Consider the following 14,247-nt stretch of genomic DNA (forward strand, 5'->3'; position numbering starts at 1 on the left):
CGCAAGGCTAGGACTCGTGATCGGGATGGCAACCAGCATTCGCGATCCTTCACGCCGCCATTTTCGCTGCGAGAAGCACAGCTTCGACGAGGCTGCGGCCGTTCGCCTTCCCCTGCCAGGCGATGTCGCACGCGGTGCCGTGATCGACGCTGGTGCGTGGCACGGGAAGACCCAGCGTGGTGTTCACGGCAGTGTCGAAGGCCAGCGCCTTGAGCGGGATGAGCGCCTGGTCGTGATACATGCAGATGTAGGCATCGACCGAGCGCCGCTTGCTGGCGATGAAGGCCGTGTCTGGCGGCAGCGGCCCTTCGATCGTGATACCTTTCGCGCGCGCGGCCTCGATGGCTGGCAGGATGATTTTTTCCTCCTCGCCTTTTCCAAACAGGCCGTGCTCTCCCGCATGCGGGTTGAGTCCGCAGACGGCGATTTTGGGCTTTTTGCCCTTCACGCGGCGGACGGCGTCCTCGGTGAGTTCGATGACATCTTGGATGCGCCGGCTCGTCAACGCAGGAACGACGTCCTGATAGCCGATGTGCACCGTGACGAGGCTGCAGACCATCTCCTCGGAGAAAAACGTCATGCAGGATCGTTCCGCGGCCATTTTCTCCGCAAACATCTCGGTGTGGCCGGGATAAGTGATGCCTGCGGCATGCAGCGCCTCTTTGTTCAGGGGCGCGGTGGCCACGGCGGCCACCTGCTTTTTCAAAGCTGCGTCGATGCTCTTTTCAACATAGCGAAAACCTGCCGCGCCGGTCTTTGCGCTGACGCTGCCGGGCTCAAACCCGTCCGCGTCGAATCCGAAGATATCGAGGACGGCCGGCTCGTTGATCTCACCGCATTTTTCCGCCCACTCGATCTCGCTGATGATGCGTTTCGGAGCTGCAAGGCCGGTTTGTCGCGCGCAGCGGGCCAGCAGCCGCGCATCGCCGAAAATGACCGGTGTAGCGTGTTCGCATGCCCCTTCGTTGGCAAGGAGTTGCAGGCAGACTTCGGGTCCGACCCCGGCGGGGTCGCCCATGGTGACGGCGATGAGTGGTTTGGGCATGCGGCGCGCATGTTGGCGGGTTTTGCCATCACAGCAACCCTCATGCGCTCAAGAAGCGCTCACGCCTGATTGATGTCGAGCACGCCGGTGCTGAAGCCGAATTTTTCTGTCTCGACGCCCATGCGCTGCGCCAGAGAGACGAAGAGATTCGAGAAGACATGTTTCTCCTTGTCGATGGCGATGTGGCGGCCGTGTTTGAAGCCGCCGCCAGCGAGGACGAGCGGGATGTTTGCGGTGCTGTGCGCGCTGGCGTTGCCGAGGTTCGAGCCAAAAATGACAGCGGTGCTGTCGAGCAGGGACGCGGCCTTCAGTTTCGCCAGGAATCCGGCGAAAGCGGTGAACTCGGCGGTTTCGATGACTTTCAGCTCGTCGATCTTCGCAGGATCCTGGCCGTGATGGGAAAGATTGTGCCAGTCGTTCTTCACGCCGGCGATTTCAGGCACGGCGTTCATGCCGCTGAGACGCAGGGTGATCGTGCGTGTGCTGTCGGTCTGTAGCGCGAGCACGATGAGGTCCTGCATGAGCTTCATTTTGCCGATGGCGTCCGTGCGGCTCTGGATGTCGGTGGGCGGCTTGGCGTCGATCTTCGGCTTCGGCTTCTGCGCCCATTCCTCGTTCTGCACGAGGCGGCCTTCGAGGTCCCGCACGGCGCTGAAATACTCGTCGAGCTTCTCCTGGTCGCGTTTGCCGAGTTCGCCGTGGAGTTTTTTCGCCTGCCCCATCACGGTGTCGAGAATGCTGCGCCCGCGTTTCAGTCCGCGCACCTGCGCCTGAATCTCCGCCGGGGTGCCATCAACAAAAAGCTGCTGGAAGGCCTTGGAAGGCGAGCTTTCCGCCGGCAATGGCACGCCGCTGGCCGACCAGGAGAGCGATTCACTGCCCATGCCGAGGATGAGGCTGGAGAAGCGCGTCTGCGAGCCGATGCGTTCGGCAATAAGCTGGTCGAGGGAGATGGTGTTCTTGAAACCGGCGAGGCCGGGATGCTTCGCGGAGGTGAGCCACGTCATTTCGGAGGTGTGGCCGTTCGCGCCGTTCTGCTCCTCATGCTGCAGGCCGGAGATGACGGAGAAATCGCCCTTCAAATCCTTCAGCGGCTCAAGATAAGGAGTGAGCGCGTAGTCCGCGCCGGTTTCCTGCGGGAAAAGAAACGGCGTGTGAAAACCGAGCGTGGCGCACATCGCCAGGAAGCGCGGCGGCGGATTCGCGACAGCGGCTTGTGCCCGGGTTGCGAAAGCGGGCACCATCGCCTCCAAAAACGGCAGCGAGAGGACGGCTCCGGAGCCACGCAGGAAGGCGCGGCGGTCGAGGTGGCGTTTGGTGGCGGTGTGCATGGCGTTGGCTGGCTGTAACGAACGGGAGGCGGGTGGTCTGACACTCAAAGCCGCAGCTTCTTCGTCAGCAGGGCTTCTTTTTCAGCATCGGTCATCTGTTTGAAGTCCACCTTGCAGTTCGGCAGCGCGGCCTTGATCGCCTCCACGTCGGCGTCGGAGATGTCCACGGTCTCGATCTTCAATTTGGCGAGCTTTGGCAGGGCCTTGAGGTGCGGGATGATTTTGGCCGTGAGGCGGGCTTCGGTGAGTTCCAGGGATTCGAGCGTCTTGATCTTCGAGATCGTCTCCATCGTCGATTCGTCGAAGCTGACAGGCGAGTCCTTGCCCCACTCCGGCAGACGCTGCCCGATGCGCAGACCGGTGAGCGAAAGCTTGGCAAGGGGCGCATTCCCCGCCTGTGTCTGCGCGGTGTGCCAGGTGCGGAATTCCTTAAGCTGCGTGAGCTGGCCGATCGCTTCCAGCGCGGCATCGCCGGCGGTGGATCCGGCGAACGTGAGGCGCTCGAGGTTTGGCAGCGCCTTCAGTTCAGCCAGGCCGCTGCCGGTGAATTTTTCCGAGCGAAACGCAGGGTGGAAGAAGGACAGTGATTTGAGCTTCTTGAAGGCCGCGAAGTGCTTGTAGCCGTCGTCCGTGAGCTGGATGCCGTCGCTGCTGAGGCGTTCGAGCTCCGTGAGGCCGGTGAGGAGCGCGAGCATGTCATCCGTGATCGTCTTGCCGCTGATGGTGAGATCTTTGATCGTGGTGAAGCTGCCGAGCGTTTTGAAATCGGCCTCGGTGAAGGCGTCGCACTTCACATTCACCTGCGTGACGACTCCGGCGGTTTGCGTGACCTTGGCACCGAGCTTTTGGAGGGATTCGACATCAGCGGCAAAGGACGGCGCTGCTGCGATGAGAATGACGCTGAGGAGCTGTTTCATGAGGCAGTGGGAACGCGTGTTGTCATGCCATTCTGACATTGTAGAGAATTAGTGAACATTCGTGGTTTTAAGGCCGGGATTTTGGTGATTGAATCGCGGCATGGAATTGCTCACCAACCCGCTTCTCTCCAAGACCAACCTCAACGACGCGCAGATCGCCGAGGCGGCGGCCTGCCTGGTCGATCCGGCGGTCGGATCGGCGATGAAGGCGGACTTTCTGCGGGCGCTGGCAAAGAAGGGCGAGACGCCGGCGGAGATCGCGGCGTTTGTGCGCGAGTTTTTGAAGCTGGCGGTGGATCCGAAGCTAGATCGCGCGAAGCTGCCGGGGCCGATGCTCGATGTCGTTGGCACGGGCGGTGACAAGCTGCATCTCTTCAATGTCTCGAGCACGGCGATGTTTATCCTGGCCGCAGGCGGCGTGTGCGTGACGAAGCATGGCAACCGCGGCATCACTTCGAAGGCGGGTGGCGCGGACGTGCTGGAGGCGCTGGGCATCAAGATCGACCTGCCGGTCGAAAGCGTGGTGCGCGGCATCGAAGCCATCGGTCTCGGCTTCTTTTTCGCGCCGCTGTATCATCCGGCGTTCAAGGCGGTGGCAGAGGCGCGGAAGATGCTCGCGGCGGAGGGCCAGCGCTCGATTTTCAACGTGCTGGGGCCGCTGCTGAATCCGGGCCGGCCGGACTACCAGCTCATCGGCGTGTTCGATCCGAAACTGACGCGTACCTTTGGCGAAATCCTGGTGCAGCTCGGCCGCAAGGGCGCGTGGGTCGTGCATGGCAGCGCCGGGGCGGGGCAGGGGATGGACGAGCTGTCCACGCTCGGCGTGAACGAGGTCTGCGCACTCAAGGATGGCCGGCTGAGCGAGATGAGTATCGACCCGATGACACTCGGCTTCGGCAAATCATCCTTGGAAGACCTCGTCGGTGGAGATGCGGCGAAGAACGCGGCCATTCTTGAAGGCGTGCTGGCGGGAACGATCAAGGGCGCGAAGCGCGACATCGCCGTGCTGAACGCGGCGGCGGGTTTTGTGATCACCGGCAAGGCCGCCGACCTGCCTGCGGGCAAGTCTTTGGCCGAGGAACTGCTCACCTGCGGCGCGGCGCATGCGAAGCTGCGTGCGATGCAGGATTTGTGCTGAGAGACGACAATGACGAAACCAGAATGAGGAATACCGAATGAGCGCCTGAAGGTGGCGGACATTCTTCATTCGTCATTTTCCTGCGAGACAGCACGGCGGAAAAGGTTACGGTGTGACGTATGCCCACGACCGCCGAAGTGCTCGAAACCGTCCAAAAAGTGCCCTCCAGCACCTGGGTGACGTGGGGCACCATCGGCTTCATGTGCTTCGCGGCCGGCATCGCTTTTGTGAAGGGCGTGATGCAGCAGATCATGCGCGTGCTGACCTTGGCCGTGTCCGTCGGAGCTGCATATTACGTCTTCCGCCATCGCACGCAGCTCTTCGGCGCGTCGCAGATGAGCACGGACCATCTGATGCTGCTTTGCGCCGCCGCCGGGCTGCTGACGTACTTTTTGTGCAAAGGCGGGTTGTTCCTGCTGGCCGGGTTCGGCTTCATGAAGCTCACCGGCGGCGCGGCGGGCTGGAAGGGCATGCTGATGAGCTTCCTGCCGTCCGGGGCGCTGCTGTGGATCGCCACCATGGTGCTGCGTCTCATGGGCAACCTCGAAGGCATGGTAAGCGCCGCCGAGATGATGAAAAAAGGCGGCGCGCTCGAGAGCCAGGCCAAATCCTGGTGGCATAGCATCAGCCAGCGCATGGACGGCACGCCCATCGGCAAGCTGGCGACGAAGCTCGATCCCTACGACCTCAAGGCGACTGCCAATCTGGCGCGTCTGCTCATTCTCTGGCCGGAGGGCAGCATGTGGCAGCGCCTCGCCGCGCAGAGCCCCGCCGCCGCCACCGCGCTGAATCATCCGATGATCGTCGAGCTCGGCTACGACCCGGCGGTGCGGAAGGCCATCGAAACCCAGGACTTCGCCGGCCTCATGCAGATGAAAAAAGTCGAGGCGGCCGCCAATCATCCCGATTTGGCGCCGGTGCTCAGCGGATTGGCGCTTGAACAAGCGATGGATTCCGTCGTTTATCAGCGCCCGCAGCCGGTGCGCTTGAATTAAAACATGCGGTCGTATTCCGCGTGCGCGCCGATCCATAGCCAGGTGATGGTGTCACCGTTGCGTTGTCCCACAGCCCGATAGTCATGACCGACGCGCACAGACCAGAAATTACCAGCACCGTGCAGCTTTTGAAATTCAGGCCCGGGTGGTCGGGATTCGTCATGAACAGCTGGTAATTCTTCCGCGCCAGTTCGCGGACATCTTCCGGGAGCTTGCGGTAGAGCTGCCAGAAGACTTCGATCGACAATGATTTCACATTCTGGAAATGTCGAGTGGTTCCGCCGGCCCTTCCTTCATCGCCTGCTCAGCCCAGGCGGCGACCCGGGCGGTTTTTTGAGGATCGGACAGCAGCCGTTCCCAAATGGCGTCGCCATCCTCCTCGGGTTCGATTTTCGCACCAGACTGCTGCTTGATGAACAGCACATAGTCGAGCACGGAGGACTGCTTGTCCGCCGGAAGCGCGGCGGCTTCCTCGGCAATGAGGCTGGCTAGATCACGGGTGGCGACGGCGGGCATGTGTGAAAATACGCCCTTGGGGCAGGGTGTCCAAGTGCTTTCCTCAGGACACTCCCAGCTTCGCCCTTGCATCCGTCCGCGATTTCGGCTTTGGCTTGCCCCGTTCCGCCATGCCCAAATACATCGTCACCATCGGCCTCGAAGTTCACGCGCAGCTCACGACGCGCAGCAAGATGTTCTGCGCCTGCCCGGTCGAGTATGGCGCGGAGCCGAACACGCACACCTGCCCGACCTGCCTGGGATTGCCCGGAGCGCTGCCGGTGCTGAACGCGGCGGCGATCGAGAAGACGATCCTCACCGGGCTGATGCTCGGCTGCACGACGCCGCCGGTGGTGAAGTGGGACCGCAAAAACTACTTCTACCCGGACATGCCGAAGAACTACCAGATCACGCAGTTCGACCTGCCGCTCTGCCTTGGCGGCGGCGTGCCGCTGTATGATCTCGCGTATCCGAAGGATGCGCAGAAGAACATCGCGAACCCGGGCAAGGTGGTGAAGCTCACGCGCATCCATCTTGAAGAGGACGTGGGCAAATCCACGCATCACGAGAAGTTCACCACGCTCGATTTCAACCGTGCCGGCACGCCGCTGATGGAAATCGTCAGCGAGCCGGACATCGATAGCGCTGAGGAGGCTTTCGCCTACCTTACCAGCCTGCGGCAAATTTTGATCTACGGCGGCGTGAGCGATGCCGACATGGAAAAGGGCAACCTGCGCTGCGACGTGAACATCTCCGTGCGTCCCGAGGGCCAGAAGGAGCTGGGCGTGAAGATCGAGCTGAAGAACATCAATTCGATGTCCGCCGTGCGTCGCGCCATCAAGGCCGAGACGGAGCGTCAGATCGACATTCTGGAGGGCCGCAACCCCGAGAAGCTCGTGCAAAGCACCCGCCGCTGGGATGATGACCTCGGCGAGACGACGCTCATGCGTTCGAAGGAAGACGCGCACGACTACCGCTACTTCCCCGATCCCGATCTGCTGCCGGTGCGCACGCCCGATCTCGTGGCGAAGGTGAAACAGCACGTTCCCGAGCTTCCCCACGAAAAACGGGCCCGTTTTGAAAAGGACTACGGCTGCAGCGCCTACGATGCCGGTGTGCTGGCGAGCGAAAAAGAGCTCGCCGCGTGGTATGAGGCCGCCGTGGCAGCCGACACGAAAGTTCCGGCGAAAAAGATCGCCAACTGGGTCATCAACGATCTGCTCGGCGTGCTGAATGAACGCTCGCTCACCATCAGCGAGTGCCCGGTGAAGCCGGAGGCGCTCAGCGCGCTCGTTTCGACCGTGGAGGCTGGAAAAATCTCCAATAACCAGGCCAAGGAAGTCTTCGCCGAGATGTTCGAGACCGGGAAACCGGCCGCCGAGATCATCAAGGCCAAAGGCTTCGAGCAGGTCAGCGACACGGGTGCTCTGGAGGCCATCGTGGAGCAAATTCTCGCCGCGAACCCGGACAAGGTCGCCGAGGTCAAAGGCGGCAACGAGAAGGCCATGAACTGGTTCACCGGCCAGGCCATGAAGGCCAGCCAGGGCAAGGCGAACCCGAAGATGGTCACGGAGATCGTGCGAAAGAAGGTTCTGGGATAGGGCGGCTGCGCGGCAATGACGAAATCAGAATGAGGAATGACGAACGGGGGCAAAGAGCTTGCCATTCCGGGCGGCCTGCGAAAGACTCGCGCCCGCATGAGCCAGCCAGCCACCCAAGAAATCAAGCATCTGCGCGATCTCTCGCCGCATCAATGGAAGTCCGGCATCGCCGCTTGGCTTGGATGGCTCTTCGACGGACTCGACATGCACCTCTACACACTGGTGTGGACCGTGTTCGTGGCGCAGTTGATGAACCTTCCGCAGGACGCGCCGGACGTGGGCGTGAAGGGTTCGATCATCCAGGCCGCGTTTCTGGTCGGCTGGGCGGTCGGCGGCGGTTTCTTCGGCCGCATTGGCGATCTGCTCGGGCGCAGCAAGGCGCTGATGCTCACGATCCTGACCTACGCGCTGTTCACCGGCCTGTCCTACTTCGCCACGGAGTGGTGGCACCTCATGCTGTGCCGTTTCCTCTCCGCGCTCGGCATCGGCGGCGAGTGGGCGGTGGGCGCGTCGCTGCTGTCTGAAACCTGGCCGAAGAAATGGCGGCCGTGGATCGCGGCGGTGCTGCAGAGCGCGGTGAATTTCGGCGTGCTGCTCGCCGTGCTCGCGCATTGGATCCTGTCCGGCCAGGAGCCGAGATACCTGTTCCTCGTCGGCATCCTGCCCGCGCTGATCACCGTGTGGATCCGCAAGGCGGTGCCGGAAACGGACACATGGGAGGAAGCGCGTGGCAAGCAGGCCGCGCCGCGCGTCAGCGAGCTGTTCGGCCCCGCCGTGCGCGGCACGACATGGCGCGTGCTGATCATCTGCGGCGTGTCGTTGACCGCGCACTGGGCCTTCCTGTTCTGGCAGGCGAAAGTCGTGAAGCAACTGCCCGAGGTCATGGCGATGACCAAACAAGGCCAGGCGGAGGCCGCGGGCGCGGCGCTGATGTGGATCATGTTCGGCTCCATCATCGGAAATTTCATCGCCGGCGGCCTAGCGAAGCTCATGGGCTATCGGAACACGATCTTCTGGATGCTGCTGGCCTACTTTGCCGTCATGTTCGCCACGTTTTACTGGACGTGGAGCTGGAGCGCGACGCTGTGGCTCTTCGCGCTCATCGGCGCCTGCCAGGGCGTGTTCGGTTTGTTCACGATGTGCCTGCCGCCGCTCTTCCCCACGCTGCTGCGCACCACCGGCGCCGGATTCTGCTACAACTTCGGCCGCATCATCGCCGCGGGCGGCACGGTCTTTTTCGGCGTGTATCAAACCATCCCCGATGTGCGCGCGGCGATGCTTTGCGCGAGCTTTCTCTTCATCCCCGCCGCCTTCATCTCGCTCATGCTACCTTCGGAGCCGGAGCAGGCTGACGGCACGGCGAGCGCGCTGGAGTGATCACGCCGCTGGCGTGTAAAACTTGCACTTCGAGGAGAAGCCTTCCACGCCGCATTCGCCGACGAAACGCACCTCGTTCTCCGCCTGCATGCGGTTCATCGCGGCCTCGCTGAAAAGCACGGACTGCTTCAGCGACGAGGCCACTTTCTCGATGCGGAAGACGAAATTCACCTCCGGGCCGTGCAGGTTCAGCTCGTTCATCGTCGGCACGGTACCGAGCGCGGCGGCGCCAAAGTGCAGCACTAGACGGAAGGGCGGGCTTGCTTTGAACTGCGCCTCGTGCAGCCGTGCCACGGCCTGGCGCACCTGGATCGCGCTGTCGTCCGTGTCGTCCCAGTAGCAGAAGAAGCCGTCGCCGAGATACTTGGACATGTGGCCGCCGCAGTCGTCGATGATCTGGCGGCAGTTCTTGAACCAACTGCCCGTCATGCGCGGATATTCGGACGCGGAGAGGGTTTGCGCGAGCTTCGTGGAGCCGATGATGTCCGCCACCATGAACCAGCACTGCGCCTGCCGGATGTGGATCATCGTGGAGGCCATCGCCTGCTTACCGGCCGGATGCATGGCGCTGAGAATCTCCGTGGCGAACTCCAGCTCGTTGCTGGCGATGCGGATGATGTCGCCGTTGTGAAGGCGGACGGACTGCGACAGGCGGCGGCCGTTCACGTAGGTGCCGTTCGCGCTGCCGAGATCGACCAGCCAGAATTCGCGCTCCCCCTGCGCCTGGATGATGGCGTGGCGGCGGGAGACCTCGTTGTCCGGCAGCGGCAGGTGGTTGTCCGGCGAGCGTCCGATCGTGCAGGTCCCGTTCAGCTCATGGCGCTCCCCGTTGGGCAGGCGCAGCCAGGACTGGAGGAGGTTGTTGCTCATGAGGTTGGAATCGGGCGGCATTCTGGCAAGAGAAGCCGCCCGTGCCAAGAAAATCACGGCTTGTCATGGCGGCCCGGCCTTGGGACGATGCCGGCATGAGCGACGAGGAGGCGGACGCGTTTCACGCGGCTTTCAACCAGGCCGAGGCCTGCCTGTGGTTCGTCATCGCGCTGGTGCTCGCGATGAAGCTCCGCATGCCAGGGCCGTGGCGCTGGCTGCTGCCGTGCGCGTTCGCTGTGTTCGGCGTCTCCGATCTCATCGAGGCGCGGACGGGCGCGTGGTGGGAGCCGTGGTGGCTGCTGGTGATGAAGGCGGGCTGCGTGCTGGTCTTTCTGCTGGCATGGCAGTCGCATCGGCGGCACAGGAGGCCGCATGGCTGAGTCCCCCTTCAAATTTTGCAGCGATTGTGGCGCGAACGACTGGATCATCCGGAGCGACCGCGAGTTCGTCTGCGCCGGATGCGGCTTCCGCCATTTCATCACACCCATTCCTGCCGCCGTGGCGCTCATTCTCGACGCCCAAGACCGCATCTTGATCATTCGCCGTGCTCATGAGCCTGGACTCGGCAAACTCGGCTTGCCCGGCGGCGTGATCGAACCCGGGGAAACCGGCGAGATGGCCGCCGCGCGCGAAACACGCGAGGAAACCGGCCTCGACCTGCCCGCCAGCGCCTACACCTACGTCTGCACGCTGAACAACCGCTACCTGTTCCAGGGTTTCGTGTGGCCCACGCTTGACTTGTTCTACGTTGCCCGCGTCCCTGATTTCGGCGATCTGAATCCCGACCCCGCCGAGGTCATGGAGACGTTGATTTGCCCGCTCGATGAGGTGCCGCTCGCCGATTTCGCCTTTGAATCAAACGCCGAGGCCGTCAGGCGGATGCGGGCGCATCAAACCAGCGGCCGTGTTCTTTGATGAGGTCGATGAGGCGCTCGACGGCTTCTTCCTCGGGGATGTTGAACTTCACGGCGGTCTTGCCGACGTAGAGATTGATCTTGTCCGGAGCGCCGCCGACGTAGCCGAAGTCGGCATCGGCCATTTCGCCGGGGCCGTTGACGATGCAGCCCATGACGGCGATGCGCACGCCTTTGAGATGGCCGGTGGCGGCCCGGATTTTCTGCGTCGTGGTTTGCAGGTTGAACAGCGTGCGGCCGCAACTCGGGCAGGCGACGTAGTCGGTCTTGAAAATGCGCACGCCGGCGGCCTGGAGGATGTTGTAGCTGATGCGCAGGGACTGGCCGGGCGCTTCCTCGCCGTTCACGATGACCGCGTCGCCGATGCCGTCGCAGAGCAAGGAGCCGATGTTCGTCGCGGCGACGAGAAGGTTCTCGGTGAAGTCGTCGCTGCCGGTGGATTGCAGGGTGTCCTTGAGGAGGATCGGATGCTTTTTGTCGATCCTGGCCGCGAGCAGGCGGTAGGCGGCGATGACGGGCAGCTTGAGTCCGTCTTTGATCGTGACGAGCTTCGCGTCAGCACTGGCGTTGAGGTTGTGGATGGCCGCGTCGTCACGCGGGTCGATTTCGATCGCGCCGCTGTCCTCGATGACGATCTCCGGCTTGTAGTCGCCGAGCTTGTCGATCTTGTGGGCGACGGCGTCCCATTTTTTTCGGGAAGTGAAGACCGGAACGGTTTCGTGGCCGCCCAGCTTGACGCCATTGACGGTGACTGTCTGCGATTCGCGGCGCACATAGTCGAAGGGATCGTAGCTGACCGGCGGTGCGTTCTGGATGCGCTCAAATTGCGCCGGAAGTCCCTCGTTGTAGGGCTTCACGAGCTGCTGGGCCACAGGGATCTCAAAGATTGCGTCTTCCGTGAGTGAAACGCGCACGGTGTCGCCGATGCCATCCGCGAGCAGCGAACCGATGCCGATGGCGCTCTTGATGCGGCCGTCCTCGCCGTCGCCAGCCTCGGTGACGCCGAGATGGATCGGATAGTTCCAGTCCGCGCCGAGTTTGTTCAGATGCGCGACGAGCAGACGATATGCCTCGATCATGACCTTCGGGTTGCTGGCCTTCATCGAGAACAGGAAGTTGTGGTAGCCCTGCGCACGGGCGATGCGGGCGAACTCGAGGGCGCTCTCGACCATGCCGAGCGGCGTGTCGCCCCAGCGGTTCATGATGCGGTCGCTGAGTGATCCATGATTCGTGCCGATGCGCATGGCGCGGCCGAGGCGGATGCATTCCTTCACGAGGGGGACGAACTGCTCCTCCATGTAGGCAACCTCGGCGGCGTATTCCTCGTCGGTGTATTCCTTGACCGCGAACTTCTTCTTGTCGGCGTAGTTGCCGGGATTCACGCGGACCTTTTCGACCCACTTCACCGCTTCCATCGCGGCGTCCGGCTTGAAATGGATGTCGGCGACCAGCGGGACATCACAACCGGCCTTGCGCAGGCCGTCGCGGATGTGCTGGAGGTTTTCGGCGATGATGCGCGTCTGCGCGGTGACGCGGACGATCTGGCAGCCCGCCTCGGCGAGTCCGAGCGCCTCCTTCACGCAGGCCTCGGCGTCTCGCGTGTCGCTGGTGAGCATGCTTTGCACGACGATGGGAGCGCCGCCGCCGATCTGCACTTTGCCGACCATGACCGGGCGCGTCTCGCGGCGCTGGTAGTTGTAGAGATCAGGGCAGTAACGAAGCTGGGCGGAAGTCATGGGGGCGCTAGAATGACGGATTGAAGCCAAAGGCGCAAATGGGAAGCCGTCGGGCGCAGCTGCTCATTACAAGTTTCTTACATGTGCCTTGCCGTGCAAGGCCGCGCATGCTAAAAATCGACTCATTATGGCAAATGTCGTTGTTATTGAAGATCATCCACCTGTCCTGAAGCTGCTCTCCACCCTCTGCCAGTCTGAAGGGCACGATGTGATGGCCTTCGACAACGGACGCGCGGGGTTGGACGCCATCCGCGAGCTGAATCCCGAGGTGGCACTGGTGGATCGTCGTCTCGGCGATGTGGACGGCCTGGAAATCATTCGCGAAGCCCGGGAGGCATCCCCCGGCACGCGTTTCGTCATGGTTTCCGCCTGTTCCGAGACGAGGGACATCGTGACGGCGATCCGTCGTGGCGCGTGTGATTATGTGACGAAACCCTTCCAGCCCGAGGAGATCACCAGCGCGATCAGCCGTGCTCTGACCGAGCCCCCCGCTCCTCCCGCTCCGCGCCAGAAGCTCATCATCATCTGCCCGAAAAAAGCAGCGTGAGCCGGCTGCCTCGAAGGCATGTCATGGAAGTTTGATCTTGGAAGTTCTCCGCCGCTGGCGCATTTTTCGTCATGGAAAACATCCGCCGCCTGCTGTTCACCGCGCTCATTTTCATCCTGGCCGCAATGCTGTTTTCATGGTGGCGGCATGACAGCGAGGGGTATGGCCTGTCCGACTTCCTGAGCGGTGAGAAACCAACCGCCGCGAAGTTCACCGCGCCGGAGAAGTCGAAGCTGGCGCTCGACGAACTGCCGCTGATAAGCCGTCTGAATGACGAGTTTACCAAGCTTTCCGCTGCCGTTCTGCCCTCCGTCGTCAGCGTGACGACAAAGACCGTCCGGCCGGGAGAGATGCGCTGGCATCCTTTCTTTGGACTGATCGGCGAGCGCACGCAGGTCGTGCCCGGCCTCGGTTCCGGTGTGATCATCAGCAAGGAGGGCCATGTGGTCACCAATTTCCACGTCATCGAAGGCGTGGCGGAGATCCAGATCACCACGAACGACAACAAAAAGTACCCGGTGCAGATCCTCGGGGCCAGTCCTGACCGCGACATCGCCCTGCTGAAGATCGAGAGCAATCGCGTGGACTTTCAGGCGCTGAAATTCGCCAACTCCGACGAGGCGCGCGTGGGCCAGATCGTGTTCGCCGTGGGCAATCCCTTCGGACTCAGCGGCACCGTCACGCAGGGCATCATCAGCGCCCGCGACCGGCATCTCAGCGACAGCCAGATGGACTACCTGCAAACCGACACCGTCATCAATCCGGGCAATTCCGGTGGTCCGCTCGTGAACATCCGCGGCGAGATCATCGGTGTGAACGTGGCGATCTACCGCGGGGACGAGGGCGTGCGCGCCTGGCAGGGCGTGGGGCTGGCCGTGCCTTCCAATGAGGCCAAAAGCGTCGTGGACAGCATCATGGCGAAGATCCAGGAAGGTACCAAAAACGCCGCCGGGGTCAGCGGCACCACGGGCAAAGGGTATCTCGGGCTCGAGGTCAGCAGCGAGCCGGTGGAAATCGACCCGGTATGGGGCACCTCACGCCGTGGCGCTTTGATCACGGACATCAGCCCCGGCTCGCCCGCCGCCGAGGCGGGCCTGCGCACCGGGGATGTGGTCACCAAGTTTCAGGGCATGGCCTTCCGCTCTCCAGGGGATCTTTTGCAGATCATCCGCACGCAGCCGCCCGGCAGCGAGGTGAAGCTGGAGGTCATCCGCAACAACAAGATGGGCGACATCATCGCACGCCTCGGCACACGGCCGGACGCAGCGCCGTGAGGCTGTC

14 protein-coding genes are annotated in these 14,247 nt (G+C 62.6%); 8 read left to right on the forward strand and 6 right to left on the reverse strand.

The features are described 5' to 3' along the window. Positions 1-49: 49 nt before the first annotated feature. From pdxA to ACILSE_RS02555, 3 genes are read right to left on the reverse strand one after another with little or no spacing between them, the layout of a single operon-like run. A complete protein-coding gene (pdxA, locus tag ACILSE_RS02545; RefSeq protein WP_395715774.1) occupies positions 50-1,045 on the reverse strand; it encodes a 4-hydroxythreonine-4-phosphate dehydrogenase PdxA in 996 nt (331 codons plus the stop codon). Between the two features lie 59 nt (positions 1,046-1,104). Then, positions 1,105-2,376 carry a DUF1552 domain-containing protein gene (locus ACILSE_RS02550; protein ID WP_395715775.1) on the reverse strand — a complete coding sequence of 424 codons (1,272 nt, stop codon included), beginning with the start codon at positions 2,374-2,376 and terminating at the stop codon, positions 1,105-1,107. Positions 2,377-2,420: 44 nt separating this feature from the next. Beyond that, the gene (locus ACILSE_RS02555) at positions 2,421-3,293 is read right to left on the reverse strand and encodes a hypothetical protein (protein ID WP_395715776.1); all 873 of its coding nucleotides are present in this window, start codon (positions 3,291-3,293) and stop codon (positions 2,421-2,423) included. Between the two features lie 100 nt (positions 3,294-3,393). On the opposite strand from ACILSE_RS02555, the gene trpD reads away from it, so the two are divergent. Continuing rightward, complete coding sequence (gene trpD, locus ACILSE_RS02560; RefSeq protein WP_395715777.1) at positions 3,394-4,431, forward strand: anthranilate phosphoribosyltransferase; 1,038 nt, start codon at positions 3,394-3,396, stop codon at positions 4,429-4,431. A gap of 119 nt (positions 4,432-4,550) precedes the next feature. Then, positions 4,551-5,426, forward strand: coding sequence for a hypothetical protein (locus ACILSE_RS02565; RefSeq protein WP_395715778.1), 876 nt, complete (start codon positions 4,551-4,553; stop codon positions 5,424-5,426). Between the two features lie 252 nt (positions 5,427-5,678). On the opposite strand, the gene ACILSE_RS02570 is transcribed toward ACILSE_RS02565, so the two are convergent. Beyond that, positions 5,679-5,942 carry a hypothetical protein gene (locus ACILSE_RS02570; protein WP_395715779.1) on the reverse strand — a complete coding sequence of 88 codons (264 nt, stop codon included), beginning with the start codon at positions 5,940-5,942 and terminating at the stop codon, positions 5,679-5,681. Between the two features lie 110 nt (positions 5,943-6,052). Here ACILSE_RS02570 and gatB point away from each other — a divergent pair, with 110 nt between their 5' ends. Both gatB and ACILSE_RS02580 read left to right on the forward strand, forming a co-directional pair. Beyond that, positions 6,053-7,522, forward strand: a complete 1,470-nt coding sequence (gatB, locus tag ACILSE_RS02575) for an Asp-tRNA(Asn)/Glu-tRNA(Gln) amidotransferase subunit GatB (protein ID WP_395715780.1) — start codon at positions 6,053-6,055, stop codon at positions 7,520-7,522. 96 nt (positions 7,523-7,618) lie between these two features. After that, positions 7,619-8,899, forward strand: coding sequence for an MFS transporter (locus tag ACILSE_RS02580; protein ID WP_395715781.1), 1,281 nt, complete (start codon positions 7,619-7,621; stop codon positions 8,897-8,899). Here the strand turns inward: ACILSE_RS02580 and ACILSE_RS02585 are convergent, their stop codons facing one another. Continuing rightward, positions 8,900-9,769 carry an FHA domain-containing protein gene (locus ACILSE_RS02585; RefSeq protein WP_395715782.1) on the reverse strand — a complete coding sequence of 290 codons (870 nt, stop codon included), beginning with the start codon at positions 9,767-9,769 and terminating at the stop codon, positions 8,900-8,902. Between the two features lie 65 nt (positions 9,770-9,834). On the opposite strand from ACILSE_RS02585, the gene ACILSE_RS02590 reads away from it, so the two are divergent. Both ACILSE_RS02590 and ACILSE_RS02595 read left to right on the forward strand, forming a co-directional pair. Next, positions 9,835-10,149 (forward strand): hypothetical protein, encoded by a 315-nt coding sequence (locus tag ACILSE_RS02590; protein WP_395715783.1) that lies wholly within the window; start codon positions 9,835-9,837, stop codon positions 10,147-10,149. Then, entirely contained in the window at positions 10,142-10,684 is a 543-nt protein-coding gene (locus tag ACILSE_RS02595; RefSeq protein ID WP_395715784.1) for an NUDIX domain-containing protein, read from the forward strand. The genes ACILSE_RS02590 and ACILSE_RS02595 overlap by 8 nt, the downstream gene beginning before the upstream one ends. Here ACILSE_RS02595 and ispG read toward each other — a convergent pair. Then, positions 10,641-12,419 carry a (E)-4-hydroxy-3-methylbut-2-enyl-diphosphate synthase gene (gene ispG, locus ACILSE_RS02600; RefSeq protein ID WP_395715785.1) on the reverse strand — a complete coding sequence of 593 codons (1,779 nt, stop codon included), beginning with the start codon at positions 12,417-12,419 and terminating at the stop codon, positions 10,641-10,643. The two genes, ACILSE_RS02595 and ispG, sit on opposite strands and share 44 nt — an antisense overlap. Positions 12,420-12,546: 127 nt before the next feature. Between ispG and ACILSE_RS02605 the strand changes: the two genes are divergently transcribed. Both ACILSE_RS02605 and ACILSE_RS02610 read left to right on the forward strand, forming a co-directional pair. Beyond that, positions 12,547-12,966, forward strand: a complete 420-nt coding sequence (locus tag ACILSE_RS02605; RefSeq protein ID WP_395715786.1) for a response regulator — start codon at positions 12,547-12,549, stop codon at positions 12,964-12,966. A 71-nt stretch (positions 12,967-13,037) separates the two neighbouring features. Further along, the gene (locus ACILSE_RS02610) at positions 13,038-14,240 is read left to right on the forward strand and encodes a S1C family serine protease (protein ID WP_395715787.1); all 1,203 of its coding nucleotides are present in this window, start codon (positions 13,038-13,040) and stop codon (positions 14,238-14,240) included. Positions 14,241-14,247: the final 7 nt, after the last annotated feature.

The sequence above is a fragment of the Prosthecobacter sp. genome (assembly GCF_044236155.1).
In the GTDB taxonomy this organism is placed as follows: domain Bacteria; phylum Verrucomicrobiota; class Verrucomicrobiia; order Verrucomicrobiales; family Verrucomicrobiaceae; genus Prosthecobacter.

Coding starts and splice junctions, on each gene's coding strand:
- pdxA (WP_395715774.1), bottom strand. CDS start 1,045: ATGCCCAAACCACTCATCGCCGTCACCATGGGCGACCCCGCCGGGGTC.
- ACILSE_RS02550 (WP_395715775.1), bottom strand. CDS start 2,376: ATGCACACCGCCACCAAACGCCACCTCGACCGCCGCGCCTTCCTGCGT.
- ACILSE_RS02555 (WP_395715776.1), bottom strand. CDS start 3,293: ATGAAACAGCTCCTCAGCGTCATTCTCATCGCAGCAGCGCCGTCCTTT.
- trpD (WP_395715777.1), top strand. CDS start 3,394: ATGGAATTGCTCACCAACCCGCTTCTCTCCAAGACCAACCTCAACGAC.
- ACILSE_RS02565 (WP_395715778.1), top strand. CDS start 4,551: ATGCCCACGACCGCCGAAGTGCTCGAAACCGTCCAAAAAGTGCCCTCC.
- ACILSE_RS02570 (WP_395715779.1), bottom strand. CDS start 5,942: ATGCCCGCCGTCGCCACCCGTGATCTAGCCAGCCTCATTGCCGAGGAA.
- gatB (WP_395715780.1), top strand. CDS start 6,053: ATGCCCAAATACATCGTCACCATCGGCCTCGAAGTTCACGCGCAGCTC.
- ACILSE_RS02580 (WP_395715781.1), top strand. CDS start 7,619: ATGAGCCAGCCAGCCACCCAAGAAATCAAGCATCTGCGCGATCTCTCG.
- ACILSE_RS02585 (WP_395715782.1), bottom strand. CDS start 9,769: ATGAGCAACAACCTCCTCCAGTCCTGGCTGCGCCTGCCCAACGGGGAG.
- ACILSE_RS02590 (WP_395715783.1), top strand. CDS start 9,835: ATGGCGGCCCGGCCTTGGGACGATGCCGGCATGAGCGACGAGGAGGCG.
- ACILSE_RS02595 (WP_395715784.1), top strand. CDS start 10,142: ATGGCTGAGTCCCCCTTCAAATTTTGCAGCGATTGTGGCGCGAACGAC.
- ispG (WP_395715785.1), bottom strand. CDS start 12,419: ATGACTTCCGCCCAGCTTCGTTACTGCCCTGATCTCTACAACTACCAG.
- ACILSE_RS02605 (WP_395715786.1), top strand. CDS start 12,547: ATGGCAAATGTCGTTGTTATTGAAGATCATCCACCTGTCCTGAAGCTG.
- ACILSE_RS02610 (WP_395715787.1), top strand. CDS start 13,038: ATGGAAAACATCCGCCGCCTGCTGTTCACCGCGCTCATTTTCATCCTG.